The following is a 20,550-nucleotide window of genomic DNA, read 5'->3' on the forward strand; positions in this document are numbered from 1 at the left end:
CGTACCGCGGTCACGGCGCCTTCGCCGCCTTCACCAGTTCACGAACTTCGCGCAGCAGGCGCGGCGCATCGTACGGGATTCCATCCTTGATCGTCCACTGAATGCCGCCACCGGGCCCCGCCGCGGCATCGGCACGCGGCGGATAGAACGCCTTGAGGTCTTCCAACGGATTGCCGTTCACCACCACCAGATCGGCCAGATAGCCTGCACGGACGCGGCCAAGCCGCTGCTCTTCGCCGAGTATGCGCGCGTTGTTGGCCGTGACATGCTGCAACACCTTGAGCGTGGGAAACCCCGCCTCCTGATGCAGCTCGAGTTCACGGATGAGGCCGAATCCGTACACCTGGTAGATGAACCCGGCGTCTTCGCCGGCACCGATGAGGCCGCCCAGTCGCTCGAAGTCACGCACCGCGCGGAACCAGATCTGGTAGTTCTCCTTCCAGTATGCCTCGTCGGTACTGCTCCAGTTCGCGAAGTATGACCCGTGATTGGCGGGGTCAGGGCGGAAATACTTCTCCAGTGTCGGGTGCAGGTACTGCGCAAACCACGGCTGGGTTTCCGCGCGCTGCAGGTCGCGACTGGCCTCGTAGATCTCGAGGGTCGGATTCCACGCGACCCCACCCTGCACCATCGCCTTGAGCACCTCCTGCAGCCGCGTCGGATCGGCTTCGCGCCAAAGGCGTCCGGCATACCGAAAGCGCATGCCCTCGTCGGCATAGTTGAAATTCGACGGGAAGGGCTGGACCCCGTCGATGATCGCCGCGTCGGGAACCCCGTACCAGTGCTCGATGCTCGTCAGTCCACCCTTTGCGGCGTCCCAGGCGTTGGTTTCATCGACCGCCATGTGGTGCGCGGTGCGCAGGCCAAGCTTCCGCGCCTCATCGAGGACGGGAAGATAGACGTCCTTGTCCATGCCAAACAGCTTGAGTCCATCGACCCCAATCGTCTTGAGATCGCGCACACGCTGGCGCGCTTCCGCCTCGTTGCGGGGCACCGGCATGTAGGCGTACCGCGCGTAGACGTACAGCCGGGGGGCCGCGATGTCTCCGGTCAGACTGCGCGCCCGCAGCTGCAGCGTCTTGGGCGTCTCGCTGGAGACATCCCGCACGGTCGTGATCCCCATGCCCAGCCACAGCTTGAGCTGATAGTCGAGTGGTTGCGGCAGGCCACCGCGCTCATCCTGCACGTGCCCATGCAGATTGATCAGCCCGGGCAGGACGTATTTCCCCGTGGCGTCAATTTCGACATCGGCCGGCGCGCGTCGCACGGTCCCCGACTTCACGGCCACCGGGTCGAGTGCCACGATCTCGACGATGCGATTGCCCTCGAGGATGATGTCCTTGGGCCCCTCGGCGGGCGTGCCGTTCCCCTCGATCACCATGGCGTTGCGAATGGCCATGCGACGTGGGCGCACGCCGTGCGCGGGCGCCGACTGCGTCGAGAGTTCGGAGGCGAACGCCAGCGACAGCAGGCCCAAGCTAACGAGCCGGGAAACGCGGTCGGTCATACGCATCTGCGGTTCACTCCCATTCGATGGTGGCGGGCGGCTTGGAGCTCACGTCATATACTACGCGGTTCACGCCGTCCACCTCGTTGATGATGCGGTTCGAAATGCGTCCCAGCACCTCGTGCGGGAAGTTGAACCAGTCCGCCGTCATGCCGTCGGTGCTGGTCACCGCGCGCAGCGCGATGACGTGCTCGTAGGTGCGGCCGTCACCCATGACTCCCACCGAACGCACCGGCAGGAACACGGCAAACGCCTGCCAGATCTCGGGGTACAGACCTGACGCCCGGATCTCTTCCAGATAGATCGCATCTGCACGCCGGAGCACATCGAGCGCGGTCGGGCTCACTTCCCCGAGCACCCGGATGGCGAGGCCAGGACCGGGGAACGGGTGACGCCCCACCATCTCCTCCGGCAGACCGAGTTCGCGCCCCACGTTGCGCACCTCGTCCTTGAACAGCTCACGCAGCGGCTCGATGAGCTGGAACTTCATGTCCTTGGGCAGTCCACCCACGTTGTGGTGCGTCTTGATGGTGGCACTCGGCCCACCCTTGGCGCTGACCGACTCGATGACATCCGGGTAGAGCGTCCCCTGTACCAGGAACGCCGCCTCCTTACCGGCGTCGGCGCTGGCCGACTCGAATACGCGGATAAAATGCTCGCCGATGATCTTGCGCTTGCGCTCAGGGTCACCGACGCCAGCCAACGCGTTGAGGAAGCGCTCTTCGGCGCGCACGGTGATGAGCCGGATACCCAGGTGTTCCCCCATTGTGCGTTCCACCTGGTCGCGCTCATGAAGCCGCAGCAATCCCGTGTCCACGAAAATGCAGGTGAGCTGATCACCGATGGCCTTATGCACGAGCGCCGCGGCCACGCTCGAGTCCACACCGCCCGAAAGACCGCAGATGACTTGCCGGTCTCCCACGAGCTCGCGGATGCGCGCCACTTCCTGTTCGATGAAGTGCCCGGGCGTCCAGTCCGGTGTGCAATGGCACACCCCGAACAGGAAGTTCTGTATGATCTCCGCACCACGGACCGAGTGGTGGACTTCGGCGTGAAACTGGACAGCGTGAATGGGCTTCGTGGCATGGCGAAAGCCGGCGCAGGTGGTGCCACTGTGCGCGGTGGCCACATAGCCGGGCGGGACCTCATCCACATGATCGCCGTGACTCATCCACACGGTTGTCCGTTCCGCTGCGTCGAACCCCTTGAACAACCCCGTGGTGTCATCGATGGTGACCTCGGCCCGGCCGTACTCGCGTCGCCCACCACCAACCACCGCGCCGCCTTCCAGGTGCGCGATGAGCTGCATGCCGTAGCACACGCCAAGCACCGGCGCGATGTCGAGCAGATCCCGCGAGACGGTTGGAGCCCCCTCGTCCGCCACGCTGCTGGGGCCTCCGGACAGGATGATTCCCGTCGGCTTCCATTTGCGGATCCACTCGAGCGACCGGGACGGCGGATGAATCTCCGAATACACGCGCGCCTCGCGGACCCGTCGCGCGATCAGCTGCGTGAACTGCGACCCGCAGTCGAGGATGAGGATACGGCTCTCTGTCTTCTGCATCAGACCTTCCACTCCGGTCCGGTGAGCTTCAGGAATTCGATGGCCTTGGTATCGAGGTCGAGGATCGCCCCGGTGGGTGCACCGTGCAACCAGCCGCACCCCTCACCCGGATTGACCAGGAGCGAGTCGCCCCGAGCCTTCATCTCGGGCACATGCGTGAAGCCGTGCACGATCACTTCATGCCCGTCGATGGAGCGTTGGTGGACATCAGCCAGATCATGCACGAGCAGGACGGACTTGCCGCCGAGATCGAAGCTGTGCGGCGACTCGTACAGCTCGGCGGCGCCGAAACCGGTCTTCGCCGCTGCAATCAGAGCATCGCGATCACCGTCGTTGCGTCCGAACACCCCGAGCAGCGGCAACGACAGGTCGTGGAACGGCTGCAACGAGAAAGGGGAACAGTAGTCCCCCGCGTGCATCACGAGTGACACGCCGCCAGCGACCATCTGCTGGAGCAGTTCGCGTATGGCAGGGACGCGGTCGTGGGTATCCGACAACAGACCGATGCGCATCAGGCAGTTCTCCAGTGGAGGGGGGCGCGCTCGAGGCGCACCAGATCATCGAACTGTTCGCGTGCCCCGGCCACGGCGAAACGCTCGCCGTCGACGAGCACCTCAACCGGTCGCGGACGCGAGTTGTAATTGGACGCCATGGTGAAGCCGTACGCGCCGGCCGTACGGATGGCGAGCAGTGCTCCCGCTTGCACGTCGGGAAGCGCGCGAGCCTTGGCGAAGAAATCGCCGGATTCGCAGATGGGGCCCACCACGTCGGCGGTGAGTGCTCCCGCGGTCTGCTGCACGGCTTCGATCGCGTGATACGCCTGGTAGAGAGCCGGACGAATGAGATCACTCATGCCGGCGTCGGTCACGACGAAATCCTTGCCGGCGGCGTGCTTGCGATACAGCACCTCCGTGAGCAGCACGCCAGCCTCCGCGACGAGATAGCGCCCCGGCTCGAGCAGCAGCGTCAGTCCCGTTTCCAGTGCCGCGGCGCGGACGAGGCGGGCGTAGTCATCGAGATCAGCCGACGTCTCGCCCGGCTCGTACGGGACCGAGAGGCCACCGCCCACGTCCATGTACGTGACGGGGTGCCCTTCGGCACGCGCGTGGGCGATGGCCGCGAGCAATCGGGGCAAGGCATCCCGCAGTGGATCGGCATTACTGATCTGCGACCCGAGATGCATGCCGAGGCCGCGCAACTCCACGTGGGGGAGTGTGGCAATCAACGCCACCAGGCGCGTCACGTCGTCACGCGGAATCCCGAACTTCTGTCCCTTCTCTCCGGTCTTGATGTACGCGTGGGGCGTCTCCACGGTGACTTCCGGATTGACGCGAATGGCGATCGGCGCCCTGAGGCCGAGGCCACCGGCCACGTGGTCAACGGCGACGACTTCGGCTTCCGATTCGACATTGATGAGCGCGACCCCGGCCCGGAGCGCCTGCTCGATCTCGGCAACCGTCTTCCCCACACCGCTGAACACCACGTCACGACCGCCGAAGCCGGCCTCCAGTGCGCGGAACAGCTCTCCCCCCGAGACGATGTCCACGCCCGCACCGAGTTCGCGCAGGAGGGACAGTACATGCAGGTTCGAGTTGGCCTTGACCGCAAAGTGGATGTGGTGCGGTATTCCGGCGAAGGCGTCGTCCAGGCGGCGGAAGCGATCGCGCACGGTGTTCGCGCAGTACACGTACGCTGGCGTGCCGACTGCCGCCGCGATGGCTGGTAGCGGCACCTGGTCGGCGTGCAGCACGCCGTCGATGGTCGTGAACCCGGTGGTCGGCATGCGTGGCGCCTCGCTCGACGTCAGTACGAGCGCGCCCACACGACCTCGTACTTGGCCGGTTCGCCGGTCACCATGCACGTGGTCGGTGCCTCGGCGGACCGGAACTCCGCATCAGGGATGACGCGAATTGTCGCCTTGGTCTCCTCCTTCACCCTGGCCTCGACAGCAGGGTCGCCATTCCAGCCGGCGAACACGAAGGCGCCCGGACCATCCATGACGTCCTTGAACCGATCGTAGCCGATGCGCTCACGAATCGTATTGGCCTCGAGGCGCGTCCGCGCCGCAGCCAACATGTCCGCCTGAATGGTGTCCAGAATCACTGGCAACTCGGCGCGCAGCGCCTCGAGGCTGATGCTCCGCTTCTCGCGGGTATCGCGCCGCGCCAGCATCCCCGAACTGGAGGCCAGGTCACGCGGCCCGATCTCCAACCGCAGCGGAATGCCACGCAACTCCCAGTGATAATACTTGGCCCCCGGCTTGATGCCGATGCGGTCGTCCACATGCACCCGGATGCGCTCGTGGTCGGGGCGCTTGTAGCTGCCCAACTCGTCGGCGATCCGCTTCGCCGCCTCGATCGTCGCCGCGCGCTCCTCGTCGGTCTTCCAGATGGGGACGATCACCATCTGAATGGGCGTAAGGCGGGGTGGCAGACGCAGGCCGCTGTCGTCTCCGTGCGTCATGACCAACCCGCCGATCATACGCGTGGATACACCCCAACTGGTGTTCCACGCGTAATCCTGCTGCCCCTGCTCATTCTGGAAGGTGAGGTCGAAGGCCTTGGCGAAGTTCTGTCCCAGATTGTGCGACGTGCCCGCCTGCAGCGCCTTGTTGTCCTGCATCATGGCTTCGCAGGCGTAGGTGCGCAGCGCGCCGGCGAACTTTTCGCTTTCCGTCTTCTGCCCCGTGATGACCGGCATGGCCATCCAGCCTTCCATGAATTCACGGTACACGCCCAGCATGCGGCGTGTTTCCGCTTCCGCCTCATCGTGCGTGGCATGCGCGGTGTGCCCTTCCTGCCAGAGAAACTCCATCGTGCGCAGGAACAGGCGCGTGCGCATCTCCCACCGCACCACGTTCGCCCACTGGTTGTACAGCAATGGCAAGTCGCGATAGCTCTGCACCCACTTGGCGAACATCGAGTAAATGATCGTCTCCGACGTGGGGCGCACCACGAGGCGCTCCTCAAGCTGCTTGCCACCGCCGTGGGTCACCACGGCGCACTCGGGCGCGAACCCTTCCACGTGCTGCGCCTCCTTCGACAGGAAGCTCTCGGGAATGAACAGCGGGAAGTACGCGTTCACGTGGCCCGTGGCCTTGAACATGTCGTCGAGCGCCCGCTGCATGCGCTCCCAGACGCCATAGCCGTGCGGCCGGATGACCATGCAGCCGCGAACGGGCGAGTAGTCCGCGAGCTCCGCCCGCAGCACAAGTTCGTTGTACCAGTCGCTGAAGTTCTCGGCGCGGGTGGTCAGCTTCTTGTCGTCACTCATCGTACGGTTCCGTTCGAGGATGCCCAGGCGCACAGCGCGTCGAGCGAAGAAAAGATCACGTCGTCGTTGCCGGTTCGCCGGACGCGCCAAGGCGCGTCACCCATGCCGGGATCTACGATGACGAAGGTCCCGGCGCCTGCCTTGCGCCCGGACTCCAGCTGTTTGTCCAGTTTCTGCACCCGCAACGCGAACTCGGTCGTGCACCCGGCGCCGCGTAACGCCGCGGCGGTGCGCAGAGCGGCGTGCGGCGCATCCGGCGTATCGGGTGACTGCGCCACCCATATCGCCACCGTCGATGGCGTAGGAGGCATGAGCCCCCGCGCGCGCAGCAATTCGCCGATCACCACGTCGCCCATGCCGAAACCCAGAGCCGGCAGGTCGGCGCCGCCCAGCGACTTGAGGAGGTTGTCGTACCGCCCCCCACCGCAGATCGCCCGGAATTCACCCACCTGATCGAACAGCTCGAAGACGATGCCGGTGTAATACGCCAGCCCGCGCACGATGGTGAGATCGAACCGGATCCAGTCGGCCACGCCAAGCGCGTCACAGTGGGCCAGATACTCGGCAAAACGCGCCACATGGGGCTGCACGGCAGGTGCGTCGCCGTAGCGCGCGCGCATCGTGGCGAAATCGAGGGCGCCAAACCCGAGTACGGCCGTTGCCGCTTCATCATCGAGCCCCGCCTCCGCCAGCTTTTCGGCGGAGAGCTCACGCGGTTGCCGCTCGAGCTTGTCCAGCACGGTGTACACCGCCGGCCACGCCGGCTCGGCGATGGCCAAGTGCGTCAGTAACCCGTTCAGCAGGCGGCGGTCGCTCACACGCGCCCGTACGTCAGCTGCGGTGAGGCCGAAGGCACGCATGATTTCGAGCGCCACCGAGAGGAGCTCGGCGTCGGCAAGCACGTCGGCTTCGCCGACGAGGTCCACGTTTAACTGGTAGTGCTCACGCAATCGGCCCTTTTGCGTGCGCTCGTAGCGAAACAGCTGCGGCAGCGAGAACCAGCGCACCGGCTTGCGCAACGTTTGCGCCTTCGCCCCAACCATGCGGGCAAAGGTCGGCGTCATTTCCGGGCGCATGGCCACGGCACGCTCACCCTTGTCCACGAAGTTGTAGAGCTGCGTAACGATCTCCTCCCCGCTCTTCTGCGTGTACAGTTCGAGCGGTTCGAGGGGTGGCCCGTCGTACTCCTGAAACGCATAGCGCCGCACGACGCGGCGCCAGGTGTCGAAGATGTGGGCTCGCTCGGCGAACTGTTCGGGATAGAAATCGCGGAATCCGGGCAGCGGCTTGTGGGACATCCCGGTAAGCTACCGAGCCAATGGATGCACCTGCAACCGTTCCATGGCGTCTCCGACCGTGTGGAAAGACCCCGTCACCAGTACCGTGGCCGCCTCGGAGCGGGCATGGGCAAGCGCCTGGCCGAAATCATCGATGCGTTCGATCGGCAATCCTTCGGCGACCGCCCACTGCTCCACCTCGAGGAGGTCCCACAGACGATTCGGCGGCGACGTGGGCGCAATCGTGACCACGATCCGCTCAGCGGCACGGGCGACGGCCCGGATGATCCCGCGCCAGTCCTTGTCGCGCAGGACGCAGACCACAGCGGTCATTGGACGCGGCATACCTACGGCAAGCAGGTTCTCCACCACGGTGGCCGCACCGTCGGCATTGTGCGCCACGTCGAAGAGCCACGGCGATGCTTGATGAAAGCGCCCCGCGAGCCGTACCCCCGGCAGTAGGTCGGCCGCCCGCGCCTCCACCTCCGCCCATCGACCACCCGCCCCCCGCAGCATCGCAAGCGCCGCGGCGGCATTGTGCGCCTGGAACTGTCCCACCAGGGGGGTCGTGAGACGCCGGCTCTGCCCCTCCGCATGGAGAGTGAAGGTCGTGCCCTGCGCATGCACGCGCACATCCTCGACCTGCCACTCGCGACCCGTCACCAGAATGGGTGCGGCACCGGAGGCTTCGGCGTGCCGCTGCAGCACCGATCGGATCTCGGGCGAGGTATCGCCGACGACCGCGACCGCCGACCGCTTGTAGATCCCTGCCTTCTCGCCGGCAATGGCTTCCAGCGAATCACCAAGATACTCCATGTGGTCGAAACCGATCTGCGTGACACCGGCGGCAAGCGGTTGGACGACGTTCGTGGCGTCGAGTCTCCCCCCCAATCCCACCTCCACGACAGCGACCTCGACCCGCTGTTCCGCGAAATGGCTGAGGGCCATTGCGGTGGTGGCCTCGAAGAAGGTCGCCCCGAGGTCGCTCAGCAGCGGCTCCCATCGCGTCAACCACGCCGTGATCGCGTCGTGGCTCATGGGCGCGCCGTTCACGACAATTCGCTCGGAGAAGTCCACCAGGTGCGGCGAGGTGTAGCGTCCCACGCGCATTCCGGCCCCGCGCAACAGGGCATCAAGCGTGGCAACGGTACTCCCCTTCCCATTCGTGCCCGCCACATGAAAGACCGGATAGGCGACGTGTGGGTTGCCGAGCGCCGACAGCAAGGCGCTCACGCGCTCCAACCCCAGGCGCCACGCCCCCCCCGTGCGCGCGAAAAGGCGACGGAGGGCCTCATGATAGGCGTCGTCGCGGGCGTCCGGCGGGAGTGCCGTAACCGGTCGTGGGGTCCGAGGGTCCAGCGGTCAGCTCGCGGTCAGCTTTCCTGCTGGTCGTGTCCGGCAGCGGCCGGACGCCCAGTCATGTGACGCAGGAGGCGCGAAAGCGTACCCCGCATCACCTTGCGATGCACGACCCGATCGACCATGCCTTTTTCGAGGAGGAACTCAGCGGTCTGGAACCCCTCCGGCAAGTCCTGCCCGAGTGTCTGTTTGATGACCCGTGGCCCGGCAAAGCCGATGACGGCCCCTGGTTCGGCGAGGATGGCGTCGCCGAGCATGGCATAACTGGCGCTCACGCCGCCGGTGGTCGGGTTCGTCAGCACCGAAATGTACGGGATGCGGCGTTCTGCCAGCTGGGAGAGCACCGCAGACGCCTTCGCCATTTGCATGAGCGACAGGATGCCTTCCTGCATTCGTGCGCCACCGGACTGTGACACGATGACGAGCGGATGTTTCTTCTCGAGCGAACGCTGGCCGAGGCGGGCGATCTTCTCGCCTACGACCGACCCCATGGAGCCACCCATGAAGGCGAAGTCCATGATACCGATACCCACAGGCATCCCCTCCAGCTGGCCCGTGACGGTGAGGATGGCGTCGGTGTCCCCGGCATTGGCGAGCGCGCGCTTGAGACGGCTTGGATAATCGGGGAAGCCGAGCGGATCCACCGAGCGGAGTTCTCCGCCCACTTCGTTGAGTGTCCCGTCGTCGATCAGCGCACCCGCGTAGTCCCAGGCGCGCATACGGCGGTGAAAATCGCACGCCGGACACACGTTGAGGTTGCGCAGGAACTTGTCACGGATATCCGTGTGCCCGCAGGCCTCGCACTTCTCCCACGTATCCCGCGGGATCTCGAGGCGCTCGCGACTCGCCTGTCGGGGCTTCTTTTCCTTCCGGAACCAGGCCATAGGCCTGATAAGATCGGAAGTTCTCCCCCCGAAGGCTAGACCTTGCGCACGCCTGGGTCCGTCGTTTTGCCTGGGCGCCCCTACAGCCCCAGCGCGTCCGCCTGGCCCCGTCCCTCGGCCGAGATCCGCAGCAGCACCGCCACGGCCAGCCAACTGACCAGCAGGAAGGATCCCCCGTAGCTGAAGAAGGGCAGCGGAATACCCGTGACCGGCATGAGGTTGAGTGTCATCCCGACGTTCACCATGACGTGCACGAACCAGGCCGACATGAGGCCGAAGGCCACCAGGCTGGGAAACGCGTCGGCGGCGCGCACGGCAATGCGCGTGCTGCGGAGGAACAACGCCAGAAAGAGCGACAGGGCGACCACGACACCCACGAACCCCAACTCTTCGCCGACCACCGAGAAGATGAAGTCGGTCTGCTGCTCGGGAAGAAAGTTCAGACGCTTCTGGCTCCCCAGTGTGAACCCCTTGCCGAACAGCCCGCCGGAGCCGATGGCCACCTGGCTCTGAATCACGTTATACCCCGACCCCTGCGCGTCGACCGACGGATCGAGGAACACCAGGAACCGCTGCTGCTGATACGGCTTGAGTTTGTCCCACAGCACAGGGGCCACAACTCCCATTACCACGTTCGCCACCACCAGCACCACCCCTTCGAGGAGGTACGGGCGATACCACAGCACCAGCGCCACGAGGATGAGGAACCACGCGCCCCACACACCCGTGCTGAAAGCCAGGACGAGGCTGATTCCCGGGCTGGCCAGCATGAGCAGCACCGGCCAAGGTACGCCGGCCCAAAAAAGCATGGCAAAGCAGATGCCGATGAATGTGAGCGCCGTGCCCAGATCCTTGGTGGCCAGCACGAGCACCCAGGGAACCGCCACCACCAACAGCGGCTTCCATAGCTCGCGCATCGACGTGACTGTGTCGCGTTGCGAGGCCAGCACGCGCGCGAGCATGAAGGTCGTCGCCAACTTGGCCAGCTCTGCCGGTTGCCCGAGGCGAACGCCACCGATGGTGAGCCACTGTTTGGTGCTGGCCGCGGTGCCGGCACCGCTGCCGAGGAACTGCAACAGCAGGAGCATGATGCAGGCCATCAGGTACAGTGGCCACGCACTCCACTCGATGAGCCGCACCGAGCCGCGCGTGATCACCCAGGTGGCGGCCATCGCCACGCCGAAGAACGCCAGCTGCCGCTGCCACAATGTCTCGAGCCCCTTGTCCGGCATGTCCGTCTGCCCTGCCGAGAATACCATGGCGAGGCCGAACACCGTGAGCAGGAGCGCGGTGACGAGCAGGGGGACGTCAATGCTCTGCCGTCGCAGGATGCCGGGAGCAGCCATGGCCTCAGTCGGTGGGAACGGCGTTCATGGTGAGCTTCGTCTTGAGATAGCGCTCCATCAGCTTCGTGGCGACCTTCGCGGCCGTCGAACCGTGCAGCCCTTCTTCAATGATGATGGCCAGCACGATCTTCGGTTTGTCGGCCGGCGCATACCCCACGAACCAGGCATAATCCTCCTCGGGCGGGACCTGCGCGGTGCCGGTCTTGCCGGCGATCGTGAGTCCCTGGACTTGCGCGCCGGCGGCCGTACCCCGGCTCACCACGTCGGCGAGGGCCAGCTGCACACTCTTGAGCTGCTCCGGTGAAAGATCGAACAGCTTCTTGCGCTCCGGCGTCCGTGCCACGACCTGCGGCGTTGCCGCGTAGCCGTCGGTTGCGAGCGCGGTGTAGAAGCGCGCCATATTGAGCGGGGTTTGGGAGTTGTTGGCCTGCCCAATGGAGAGGCTCAGCACGACCGACCTGTTCCAGCCACGCGGTCCGTATCGCCGATCGAAGTACGCGGTGCTCGCCGGCCAGATCGGCGTCTTCTCACCGGGCATGTCGATGCCGGTCGAGTCACCGAACCCCAACCGGACACCGCCTGCCAGCAGCCGGGTGAGACCGATCTTGAGGCCAAGCTGGTAGAAGTAGACATCGCAGGACTTGGCGATGGCCTGCGCCAGCGAGATGTCGCCGTGGCCGCGCTTGTCCCAACACTTGAACACGCGGCCATAGTAGTAGCCGCCGGTGCATGGCTGCTCCTGGTGCGTCTCCATGGTGACCAGCCCCAGCTCCATGCCCAGTACCGCGGTGGCCAGCTTCCAGGTGGACGCGGGCGGATAGCGCCCGGACAGCGCCCGGTTGAACAACGGCTTGTACTTGTGCTCCTGCAGTTCGCGGTAGTACGACGAAGACACGCCGCCAATGAAGCGGTTGATGTCGTAACTGGGGGCACTGTAGATGGCGAGCACGCCCCCGGTTTCCGGCTCGAGGGCCACGACCGCGCCGCGCAGTGAGTCACCGAAGTACTCGTGCGCATACCGTTGCAAGTCGAGGTCGATGTTGGTGCGCAGCGGCGGCGGTGCCTCCGGGGGCACTTCGGCGCGCACACCGTTATCGCGCACCACCCGATTTCTGGCGTCCACTTCCACGAAGCGGCTGCCCTCCCGAGCACGCAGCTGCTCCTCATACTGCATCTCGAGCCCTTCCCGGCCCACCTGCTGTCCCGCCTTGTACCCCTCGTACCTGGGCATCGCCAGCTGCTTCTCGGAGATTTCCCCGGTGTATCCGACCAGCGCCGCCACGGCCTGTGCATCGGGATAATACCGCTTTGGGGCACTCTGGATGATGAGGCCGGGGAACTCGGCCCGTCGCTCCTCGAGCACCGAAACGACCTGAAAGCTCGCGTCGTTGAAGATCACCGCCGGCCGTGTGGGCGCCGCCCGAAAGCGCCGCACGGCAAGTACCTGTTGCGCCGAGTCGATCTCGATGACCCGGGACAGTGAGCGCAGCGCCGAGCGCAGCGAATCCACCGTTGGACTGAGAATGGAGACCGAGTACCCCGGCAGGTTCTCAGCGATGATCTGGCCGTGCCGGTCGTAAATAATGCCACGGGCCCCGGGCAACGGGACTTCACGCAGCCGATTGCTCTCCGAGCGGAGCACGAACTCCTCGTTGCGCAACACCTGAGCACGAAAGAACGCGCCCCCCAGCGTCGTGAACGCCGCAACGAGCAGCACACGCGCCACGCGGGCACGCCTGATTATGGAGTTCGGATGGTAGCTCATCAGGGATGGCGAACCGTCGGGGAGCGCACCGCGCGGCGGAGAGGGGAAAGACGGTTACGGAGACTGCTACAATGCCTGCGGTCGGTACAACGGACGAAAGAGCACAAGCAGCAAGACCGCCACCACCGCTGTGGCGGCGGCGGACAGCGGCGCCCACAGCAGCAGCGTCACCACGAGCGACGATCCGGTACCGACGCCGGTGAGCAGTGTCATGGCCACGTCGAAAAGCCACTTGGCAGCGAATACAAAGAGGCCCGTGAGCGCCACATGGTCCGCAAAAAAAACCGCTTTGAGCCACGACGCAGCGAAGGCCACGAGCGACAGCACGAGGGTACTGGCACCGAAGCTGCCCGGTGACAGGGCATCGAGCGCCACCCCCGTGGCGAATCCGGAAACGGCGGCCAGCCCGGGCCGCATGCGGACCGCCGAGAAGAGCACCGCGATGACCGCGAAGTCGACACTTGCCCGATCACCAAGGAGCGGGCGCACCCCGAATTGCGCGGTGATGAGCAGCGCAAAGCCCATCCAGGCGCGTAGCGCACTGCCAAGACCGGGTGTCGGCTGTGGCCCCCGCATCAGCGACGTCCTGCCGGACGCGGGACGCTATCGCGACGCACGCTGTCACGGCGCACGCTGTCACGGCGACTGCTGTCGGGGCGCGGGAGCAGGCGCCGGCGCATGCCGCCGATGGTGTCCGCGAAAGCCAAACTGTCGCCCATCAGCGAATCGAGGGCGGCACGCCGCGCCGCCAACTCGTCCAGGGCGGCCGAACGTCCAACCGAATCCCCGGTCGCCGCCACCGCCCGGGCCGCACTATCGGCCGCGGCCACACTCGTCCATACCCCATTCACCCCGCGCTGGGCTCGTCCCGGCATGAGCACGAGTACAGCGCCGAGGTTTTCCGGCAACACCGCGGGCTTCACCAAGTAGGTGCGCGCCCATTTCTCGGGCGTGTTGAGTTCGCCAATGACGATCCCCACAGGAATGCCGCGCGGATAGGTGGACCCAAGCCCCGAACTCACGATGAGCGTGCCGGAATCGAGCTTGGCGCGAAACGGCACCCCGCGCATTTCCAGCAACCAGCGCTCGGCGCCCGTGGACAGATACGGCTGCACGATGCCGAACGCATCCTGGTCGATGCTCATGGCGCTCACGCGGAAGTCCGGATGCGCCCACATGATGACCGTACTGGTGACCCGGTCGACCGTTTCCACCATGCCGACCAGTCCATCCGCAGTGACGACGGGAAGGAAGGGCTGCACACCGACGTCGCTGCCGGCAGTCAGACTGATTGTGAACTCGTCACCGCCACGCGTGGGCAACACCTCGGCGGGCACGAATCCCTCCTGCAATCGCGCGGAAAGCCCCAGCAGCTTGCGCAACGTGGCGTTCTCGTCACTGATCGCGCGCAGACTCAGCGTGTCGGCTACCGCACGCCCGCGCGTGGTGAGCAGGTCGTTGCGCGCCACGATCGCCGCGCGCACGCCGGCGGCGCGCGCCTCGAGCCGCACGAGCGGCGCGAGCACCGTGCCGCGCAGTACGCTTGCGATCTCCTCACGCGAACGTCGCGGAGAGAGCCACGCCAGTATGGCCAACGTTACACACACCAGCACCAAGCCGGTGTCGAGACGCCCTTCGCCGCGAACGTTCCGTGCCACGCGTGTCGTGCGGGTATGAGGGGAAAGGACGCGCTGGGACTCAGGTGGTGAGGACCGACCAGTACTTCTCTTCGTCGTCGAGGATCTTGCCCGTGCCGCGCACGACACACGTGAGCGGATCGTCGTCGACGTGAATGGGGAGGCCGGTCTCCTGCGACAGCAACACATCGAGCCCGCGGATCAAGGCACCGCCGCCCGTCATGACGATCCCGCGATCGACGATGTCCGAGGCCAACTCGGGGGGCGTGATTTCGAGCGCGCGGCGTACGGCGTCCACGATCTGCTGAATGGGTTCCTGCACCGCTTCGCGAATCTCGCTGGAGTGCACGCGCACGGTCTTCGGAATGCCCGACACCAGATCGCGCCCCTTCACTTCCATCTCCCGCTCTTCGCCAACCGGATACGCCGAGCCGATCTGGATCTTGATCTGTTCCGCCGTGGGTTCGCCGATGAGCAGGTTATAGTTCTTGCGCATGAACTGCACGATGCTGATGTCCAGCTCGTCGCCGCCCGTGCGAATGCTCGTGTCGCTCACGATACCCGACAACGCAATCACCGCAATTTCGGTCGTGCCGCCGCCAATATCGATGACCATGTTGCCGGTGGGCGACTCTACCGGCAAGCCGACGCCGATGGCGGCGGCCATGGGCTCCGTCACCATGAACACTTCCTTCGCGCCGGCACCCAGCGCGGAGTCACGTACGGCGCGCTTCTCGACTTCCGTGATCCCCGACGGCACACACACGATGACGCGTGGCTTCACCTTGAAGACGTGCTTGTCGATGACGAGCGTAAGGAAATACCGCAGCATCTTCTCAGTCACGTCGAAGTCGGCAATGACGCCGTCCTTCATCGGCCGGACCGCCATGATGCCATCGGGCGTGCGCCCGAGCATGCGCTTGGCCTCAAGCCCTACGCCCTTGATCTTCTTCGTCTCCCGATCGAGCGCGACAACGGAGGGTTCGTTCAACACGATCCCCTCCCCCTTCACGTAGATCAGCGTATTGGCGGTGCCAAGGTCAACGGCGATGGCATTCGCCGGAAAAAACGAATTCGTCTTGCTGAAGGGCCAGAACATCCAAGGGAGACCGGGGCGGCGCGGCACCTGCAGGTGGCGCCTGTTGAATGACAGGAGAGGCGTATATGGTAAGGTATTGGCTCACCCCAGAGCGGACAAGCTATTGGAATATCGTGACCTAGCACACCACCACCCTCGGCTCCCGAACGCAACGCGGCCGGCCCCGGGGAGGACCGGCCGCACAACCGCCATTTGCGGGGACGGACTCAGAGGAACGTACTCGGCTCGGTCAGGGGCATACCAAAGGCCTCGGCGACCCCCTGATAGGTCACCTTCCCCGAAGACATGTTGAGTCCCTTGAGCAGGGCACCATTGTCCTTGAGCGCCTGCTTCCAGCCCTTGTTGGCCAGCTGCAGCGTGTACGGCAGCGTCGCGTTCGTCAGGGCCAGGGTGGAGGTCCGAGGGACCGCACCCGGCATGTTCGCCACGCCGTAGTGGATGATGCCGTCCACCGTGTACGTCGGATTCTCGTGGGTCGTCGGCTTGATCGTTTCCACGCATCCGCCCTGATCGACGGCCACGTCCACGATGACCGCCCCGGGGCGCATGCGGGCGAGATCAGCCCGACGCACCAGCTTGGGCGCCTTGGCGCCGGGAATGAGCACGCCACCAATGACCAGATCGCAGGTGCTGATCTGCTCCAGGATGTTGTGGCGGTTGGAATGCACGAGCTGCACGTTGGCCGGCATCACGTCGCTCAAGTAGCGCAAGCGCTCGAGCGAGAGGTCGAGGACCACGACCTTGGCGCCCAACCCTGCCGCCATCTTGGCGGCATTCACGCCGACGATGCCGCCGCCCAGAATGACCACCTTGGCCGGGGCAACGCCGGGGACGCCACCGAGCAGTACGCCACGTCCCCCGTACAGTTTCTCGAGGTACTTGGCGCCTTCCTGCACCGCCATGCGTCCCGCCACTTCGGACATGGGGATCAGAAGCGGCAGATCACGATTGGGCAGCTCGACGGTCTCGTACGCAATGCAGGTTGCCCCACTGGCGAGATGCGCGTTGGTGAGCTGTTCATCCGCGGCAAAATGGAAATACGTGAACAGCGTGAGGTCGCGTCGCAGGTACTGCCACTCGGAAGCGATCGGTTCCTTCACCTTGAGCAGCAGCTCCGCCTTGCCCCAGGCCGTGGCGGCATCGGGCACGATCTGGGCGCCCACGCCCACGTAGTCCGCGTCTTCGAAACCGCTGCCAATGCCTGCACCGGTTTCGATGAACACCTCATGACCAGCGGCAACGAGCGCCTCGGCCCCGGCCGGGACGAGGGCAACACGGTTCTCGTTGGTCTTGATCTCTTTCGGTACCCCGATTCGCATAGGGATTTCTGGATTGAGGGGAGTTCGTCAGCGAACGGCCTTGGGGCCGAGGCTGACGAGGATGTGTCGATCCGGATCGAAGAAGTCGCGCGCCACTTCGCGCACCTGATCTTCGTCAATGGCGTCCACGAGCGCCATAAGCTCGTCGATCGTACGGTACGGTTCACCGTACAGGGCCGTGGTGGCCGCGCGGTACATGCGGGAGGAGACCCCTTCCATGGACAGCACCAACTGTCCACGAAGCTGCCGCTTGCCGGCCGCCAGTTCGGCGCTGGAGAGCCCTCGGCTTGCCACCTCACGCAGGACGTCACGCACTGCATCCAGCGCCTCCTGGGCGCTGTCCGGTGCGCTGGCGAGGTACACGCCATGGGAACCGGTGTCGGCGTAGGACCCCGAGAAGCTGTGGACGCTGTACGCCAGCCCCAGTTCCTCGCGCACCCGCTGAAACAGACGCGAGCTCATTCCGCCGCCGAGCAACATGTCGATGAGCGCGAAGGCATAGCGTCGGGGGTCGCCGTGGGCGATACCCGGCCCCCCCAGGACGACGTGCACCTGCCCGATGTCCTTCCGCTTCACATGCTCGGCATGCGGCCCCGCCGCTTCGACGGGATCGACCGGGAAGGGTGTGCAATCGCCCTTTACCTCATCAAGCCACCCGGTGCGCTGCAGTACGTGGAGCAGCTGCTCGTGCTCCACCCGTCCCGATGCCGCGACGACCACGCGCCCTGGGTGATAGGCCGACGTATGCAGCGCGCGCAAGTGCGACACGTCGAGCGCCTTGACCGTCTCTCGGGTGCCGAGGATGGCATACCCATGCGGGTGGTCGCCCCACAGCGCACGATTGTGCACGTCGAAGATGATGTCGTCGGGGGTGTCATCGACCATGCTGATCTCTTCCAGAATGACCTTGCGCTCGAGGGCGAGATCCTCCGGACGGAGCAAGGGATGGAAGATGAGGTCGCCGATGACCTCGGCGGCGGTCTCGAGATGCTCATCGAGCACGCGCGCCTGATACGACGTGTGTTCGCGTTCGGTGTAGGCGTCGAGGGCGCCGCCGAGTGTCTCGAGCGAGAGCGCGATCTCCTGCGCGCTGCGGGCGCGCGTCCCCTTGAACACCATGTGCTCGAGAAGGTGTGACACACCCATGACCTCGGGGCGCTCGTGCAACGTGGCGGCCCGTACCCAAGCCCCGAAAGCAACCGACCGCGCTCCCGGAACGGCTTCCGAGAGCACGGTCAGTCCATTGGGGAGATCCGTACGGTGCAGCGTGGGCGCCTCAGCGCCCGAAGAATCAGCGCCGATCGCGACCACCACCGTTCCGTCCACCACGTCCACCACGATCACCGCCACGGTCACCGCGCTCGCCGTCGTCACGACGCGGACGCTCGCCCTGCGGCTCATCGGGCATGCCTTCCGGCTTCGGCAGCAGGGCCTTCATGCTCAACCGCAGGCGCCCGCGCTCGTCGCGATCGACCAGCTTGACCGTGACCCGATCACCCTTCTTGCACACGTCCTCGGGCTTCTCGACACGCTCCCACTTCATCTCCGACACGTGGAGGAGCGCCTCGGTGCCGGGCATGATTTCGACGAAGGCGCCGAACGCCGTCACCGTCTTGACCGTGCCCTCGTAGGTCTCGCCCACCACCGGTTCAGCGGTGATGGCCATGACCATCTGCTTGGCGCGCTCCATGCTCTCGCCACCCACCGCAGCGATGGTGACCGTCCCGTCGTCATCGACGGTGAGCTCGGCGCCGGTTTCCTCCTGAATGCCGCGGATGTTCTTGCCCTTGGGACCAATGAGCTCCCCGATCTTGTCGACCGGGATCTGCACCGTGACAATGCGCGGGGCGTACTTGGAGAGTTCGGCGCGCGGTGTGGCCAGCGCCTTGTCCATCTCGCCCAGGATGTGCAGGCGGCCTTCCTTCGCCTGCGACAGGGCCTCCTCCATGATCTTGAGGTCGAGCCCCTCGATCTTGATGTCCATCTGAATGGAGGTGATGCCGTCCTTTGTACCGGCCACCTTGAAGTCCATGTCGCCGAGGTGGTCTTCGGTGCCAAGGATGTCGGTGAGGATCGCGTACTTCTTGCCTTCCTTGATCAGCCCCATGGCCACCCCGGCCACGGCCGCCTTCATGGGCACGCCGGCATCGAACAGCGCGAGCGAGCCGCCACACACCGAGGCCATCGACGAGGAGCCGTTGGACTCGAGCACGTCGGAGACGATGCGGATGGTGTAGGGGAAGTCGGCAAAGTCGGGGAGTACGCCCTGCAGCGCCCGCTCGGCGAGGTTGCCGTGTCCGATCTCTCGGCGGCTGGTGCCACGCATGGGTCGCACTTCACCCGTTGAGAACGGCGGGAAGTTGTAGTGCAGCATGAACGAGCGCGTGACTTCACCGGCTTCCTTGATGGAGTCGAGGCGCTGCGCATCCTTGGCCGTGCCGAGCGTCGCGGCGACAAGCGCCTGCGTCTGCCCGCGCGTGAACAGGGACGACCCGTGGGCACGCGGCAGCACACCGTTGTCGATTGTGATCGCACGCACTTCGTTTGGCTTGCGGCCGTCGACACGCAGGTTGGTGTCGAGCACCTGGGCGCGCAACTCGTGGTACTCGACGTCGCCAAGGATGGTGTGAATGTCCTTGGCATTATCGGGGAACTCAACCAACAGCCCTTCGGCGAGTTCCTTCTTGGTGCGCTCCACGGCCTCGATGCGCGTGTGCTTGTCCTTCTGGTTGAGCGCTTCGCGAATGCGACCGGCCGCGAGCTCCTTGACCTTCGTCGCCACGCCTTCCGGCGTCTCCGCCTTCGTCCACGACATCTTGGGCTGCTGCACCTTGCCGAGCAGTTCGTCCTGCATGGCAATGAGCTCACGGATGCCGTCGTGCGACAAACGCAGCGACTCCAGCACGTCCTCTTCGGACACCTCGAGCGCCCCGCCTTCCACCATCACGATGGAATCCTTTGAGCCGGCCACGACCAGCTCCATGTCGGAGAACGCGACCTGCTGGAAGGTGGGGTTGAGTACCCAGTGCCCCTGCACGCGGCCAACGCGCACGCCGGCGATGGGGCCGAGAAACGGGATTTTCGAGGCGTTCAGTGCAAACGAGGCCGCCAGGAGCGCGAGCACATCCGCATCGTTCTCCTGATCGGCGGAGATGACGTAGATGAACACCTGCACTTCGTTCTTGAAGCCTTCCGGGAAGAGCGGCCGGATCGAGCGATCGATGATGCGCGCCGCGAGGATCTCGTGATCGTGCGGGCGCCCTTCGCGCTTGATGAAGCCGCCCGGGATCTTGCCCGCGGCGTAAGTCTTTTCCTTGTACTCGACCGTGAGCGGGAAGAACGGGAGCGGACTCTGATTGTCGCTCACGGTGACGGCGGCGAGCACCATGGTCTCGCCGAACTGGACCACTGCGGAACCCGCCGCCTGCTTCGCCATACGTCCGGTCTCGATGACCAGGGGGCGACCAGCGAACGTCCGCTCGATTCGATGCATCATCTGCTGTGTAACCTCATGAGAACG

At 65.3% G+C, this 20,550-nt stretch carries 16 protein-coding genes; all 16 read right to left on the minus strand.

Annotated features, from left to right (window positions below; genetic code table 11):
* Positions 1 to 10: 10 nt before the first annotated feature.
* Positions 11 to 1,513: an amidohydrolase family protein gene (locus O9271_RS13330; protein WP_298270554.1), complete on the minus strand. Its 1,503-nt coding sequence runs from the start codon at positions 1,511 to 1,513 to the stop codon at positions 11 to 13.
* A 7-nt stretch (positions 1,514 to 1,520) separates the two neighbouring features.
* Positions 1,521 to 3,071 carry a glutamine-hydrolyzing GMP synthase gene (guaA, locus tag O9271_RS13335; protein WP_298270557.1) on the minus strand — a complete coding sequence of 517 codons (1,551 nt, stop codon included), beginning with the start codon at positions 3,069 to 3,071 and terminating at the stop codon, positions 1,521 to 1,523.
* A complete protein-coding gene (locus O9271_RS13340; RefSeq protein WP_298270559.1) occupies positions 3,071 to 3,583 on the minus strand; it encodes a metallophosphoesterase family protein in 513 nt (170 codons plus the stop codon). The genes guaA and O9271_RS13340 overlap by 1 nt, the downstream gene beginning before the upstream one ends.
* The gene (gene lysA / locus O9271_RS13345) at positions 3,583 to 4,854 is read right to left on the minus strand and encodes a diaminopimelate decarboxylase (protein WP_298270562.1); all 1,272 of its coding nucleotides are present in this window, start codon (positions 4,852 to 4,854) and stop codon (positions 3,583 to 3,585) included. The genes O9271_RS13340 and lysA overlap by 1 nt, the downstream gene beginning before the upstream one ends.
* 20 nt (positions 4,855 to 4,874) lie before the next feature.
* Positions 4,875 to 6,344, minus strand: coding sequence for a proline--tRNA ligase (gene proS / locus O9271_RS13350; protein ID WP_298270564.1), 1,470 nt, complete (start codon positions 6,342 to 6,344; stop codon positions 4,875 to 4,877).
* Positions 6,341 to 7,642 (minus strand): histidine--tRNA ligase, encoded by a 1,302-nt coding sequence (gene hisS / locus O9271_RS13355; protein ID WP_298270567.1) that lies wholly within the window; start codon positions 7,640 to 7,642, stop codon positions 6,341 to 6,343. The genes proS and hisS overlap by 4 nt, the downstream gene beginning before the upstream one ends.
* Before the next feature lie 9 nt (positions 7,643 to 7,651).
* Complete coding sequence (locus tag O9271_RS13360) at positions 7,652 to 8,854, minus strand: Mur ligase family protein (protein WP_298270569.1); 1,203 nt, start codon at positions 8,852 to 8,854, stop codon at positions 7,652 to 7,654.
* Positions 8,855 to 8,994: 140 nt separating this feature from the next.
* On the minus strand, positions 8,995 to 9,864 hold the full coding sequence (accD, locus tag O9271_RS13365; protein WP_298270572.1) for an acetyl-CoA carboxylase, carboxyltransferase subunit beta: 870 nt from the start codon (positions 9,862 to 9,864) through the stop codon (positions 8,995 to 8,997).
* 80 nt (positions 9,865 to 9,944) lie between these two features.
* Entirely contained in the window at positions 9,945 to 11,210 is a 1,266-nt protein-coding gene (gene rodA / locus O9271_RS13370; protein ID WP_298270575.1) for a rod shape-determining protein RodA, read from the minus strand.
* A gap of 4 nt (positions 11,211 to 11,214) precedes the next feature.
* Complete coding sequence (gene mrdA, locus O9271_RS13375; RefSeq protein WP_298270578.1) at positions 11,215 to 12,936, minus strand: penicillin-binding protein 2; 1,722 nt, start codon at positions 12,934 to 12,936, stop codon at positions 11,215 to 11,217.
* A 105-nt stretch (positions 12,937 to 13,041) separates the two neighbouring features.
* On the minus strand, positions 13,042 to 13,551 hold the full coding sequence (mreD, locus tag O9271_RS13380; RefSeq protein WP_298270581.1) for a rod shape-determining protein MreD: 510 nt from the start codon (positions 13,549 to 13,551) through the stop codon (positions 13,042 to 13,044).
* Positions 13,551 to 14,633 (minus strand): rod shape-determining protein MreC, encoded by a 1,083-nt coding sequence (gene mreC / locus O9271_RS13385; RefSeq protein WP_298270583.1) that lies wholly within the window; start codon positions 14,631 to 14,633, stop codon positions 13,551 to 13,553. Before mreC ends, mreD begins: the two co-directional genes overlap by 1 nt.
* 40 nt (positions 14,634 to 14,673) lie before the next feature.
* A complete protein-coding gene (locus O9271_RS13390; protein ID WP_291260999.1) occupies positions 14,674 to 15,711 on the minus strand; it encodes a rod shape-determining protein in 1,038 nt (345 codons plus the stop codon).
* Positions 15,712 to 15,917: 206 nt separating this feature from the next.
* Positions 15,918 to 17,030, minus strand: coding sequence for an alanine dehydrogenase (gene ald / locus O9271_RS13395; RefSeq protein WP_298270585.1), 1,113 nt, complete (start codon positions 17,028 to 17,030; stop codon positions 15,918 to 15,920).
* A gap of 27 nt (positions 17,031 to 17,057) precedes the next feature.
* Complete coding sequence (locus tag O9271_RS13400; protein ID WP_298270587.1) at positions 17,058 to 18,404, minus strand: pitrilysin family protein; 1,347 nt, start codon at positions 18,402 to 18,404, stop codon at positions 17,058 to 17,060.
* Complete coding sequence (locus O9271_RS13405; RefSeq protein WP_343213916.1) at positions 18,322 to 20,523, minus strand: polyribonucleotide nucleotidyltransferase; 2,202 nt, start codon at positions 20,521 to 20,523, stop codon at positions 18,322 to 18,324. Before O9271_RS13405 ends, O9271_RS13400 begins: the two co-directional genes overlap by 83 nt.
* Positions 20,524 to 20,550: the final 27 nt, after the last annotated feature.

This window comes from Gemmatimonas sp., from assembly GCF_027531815.1.
In the GTDB taxonomy this organism is placed as follows: domain Bacteria; phylum Gemmatimonadota; class Gemmatimonadetes; order Gemmatimonadales; family Gemmatimonadaceae; genus Gemmatimonas.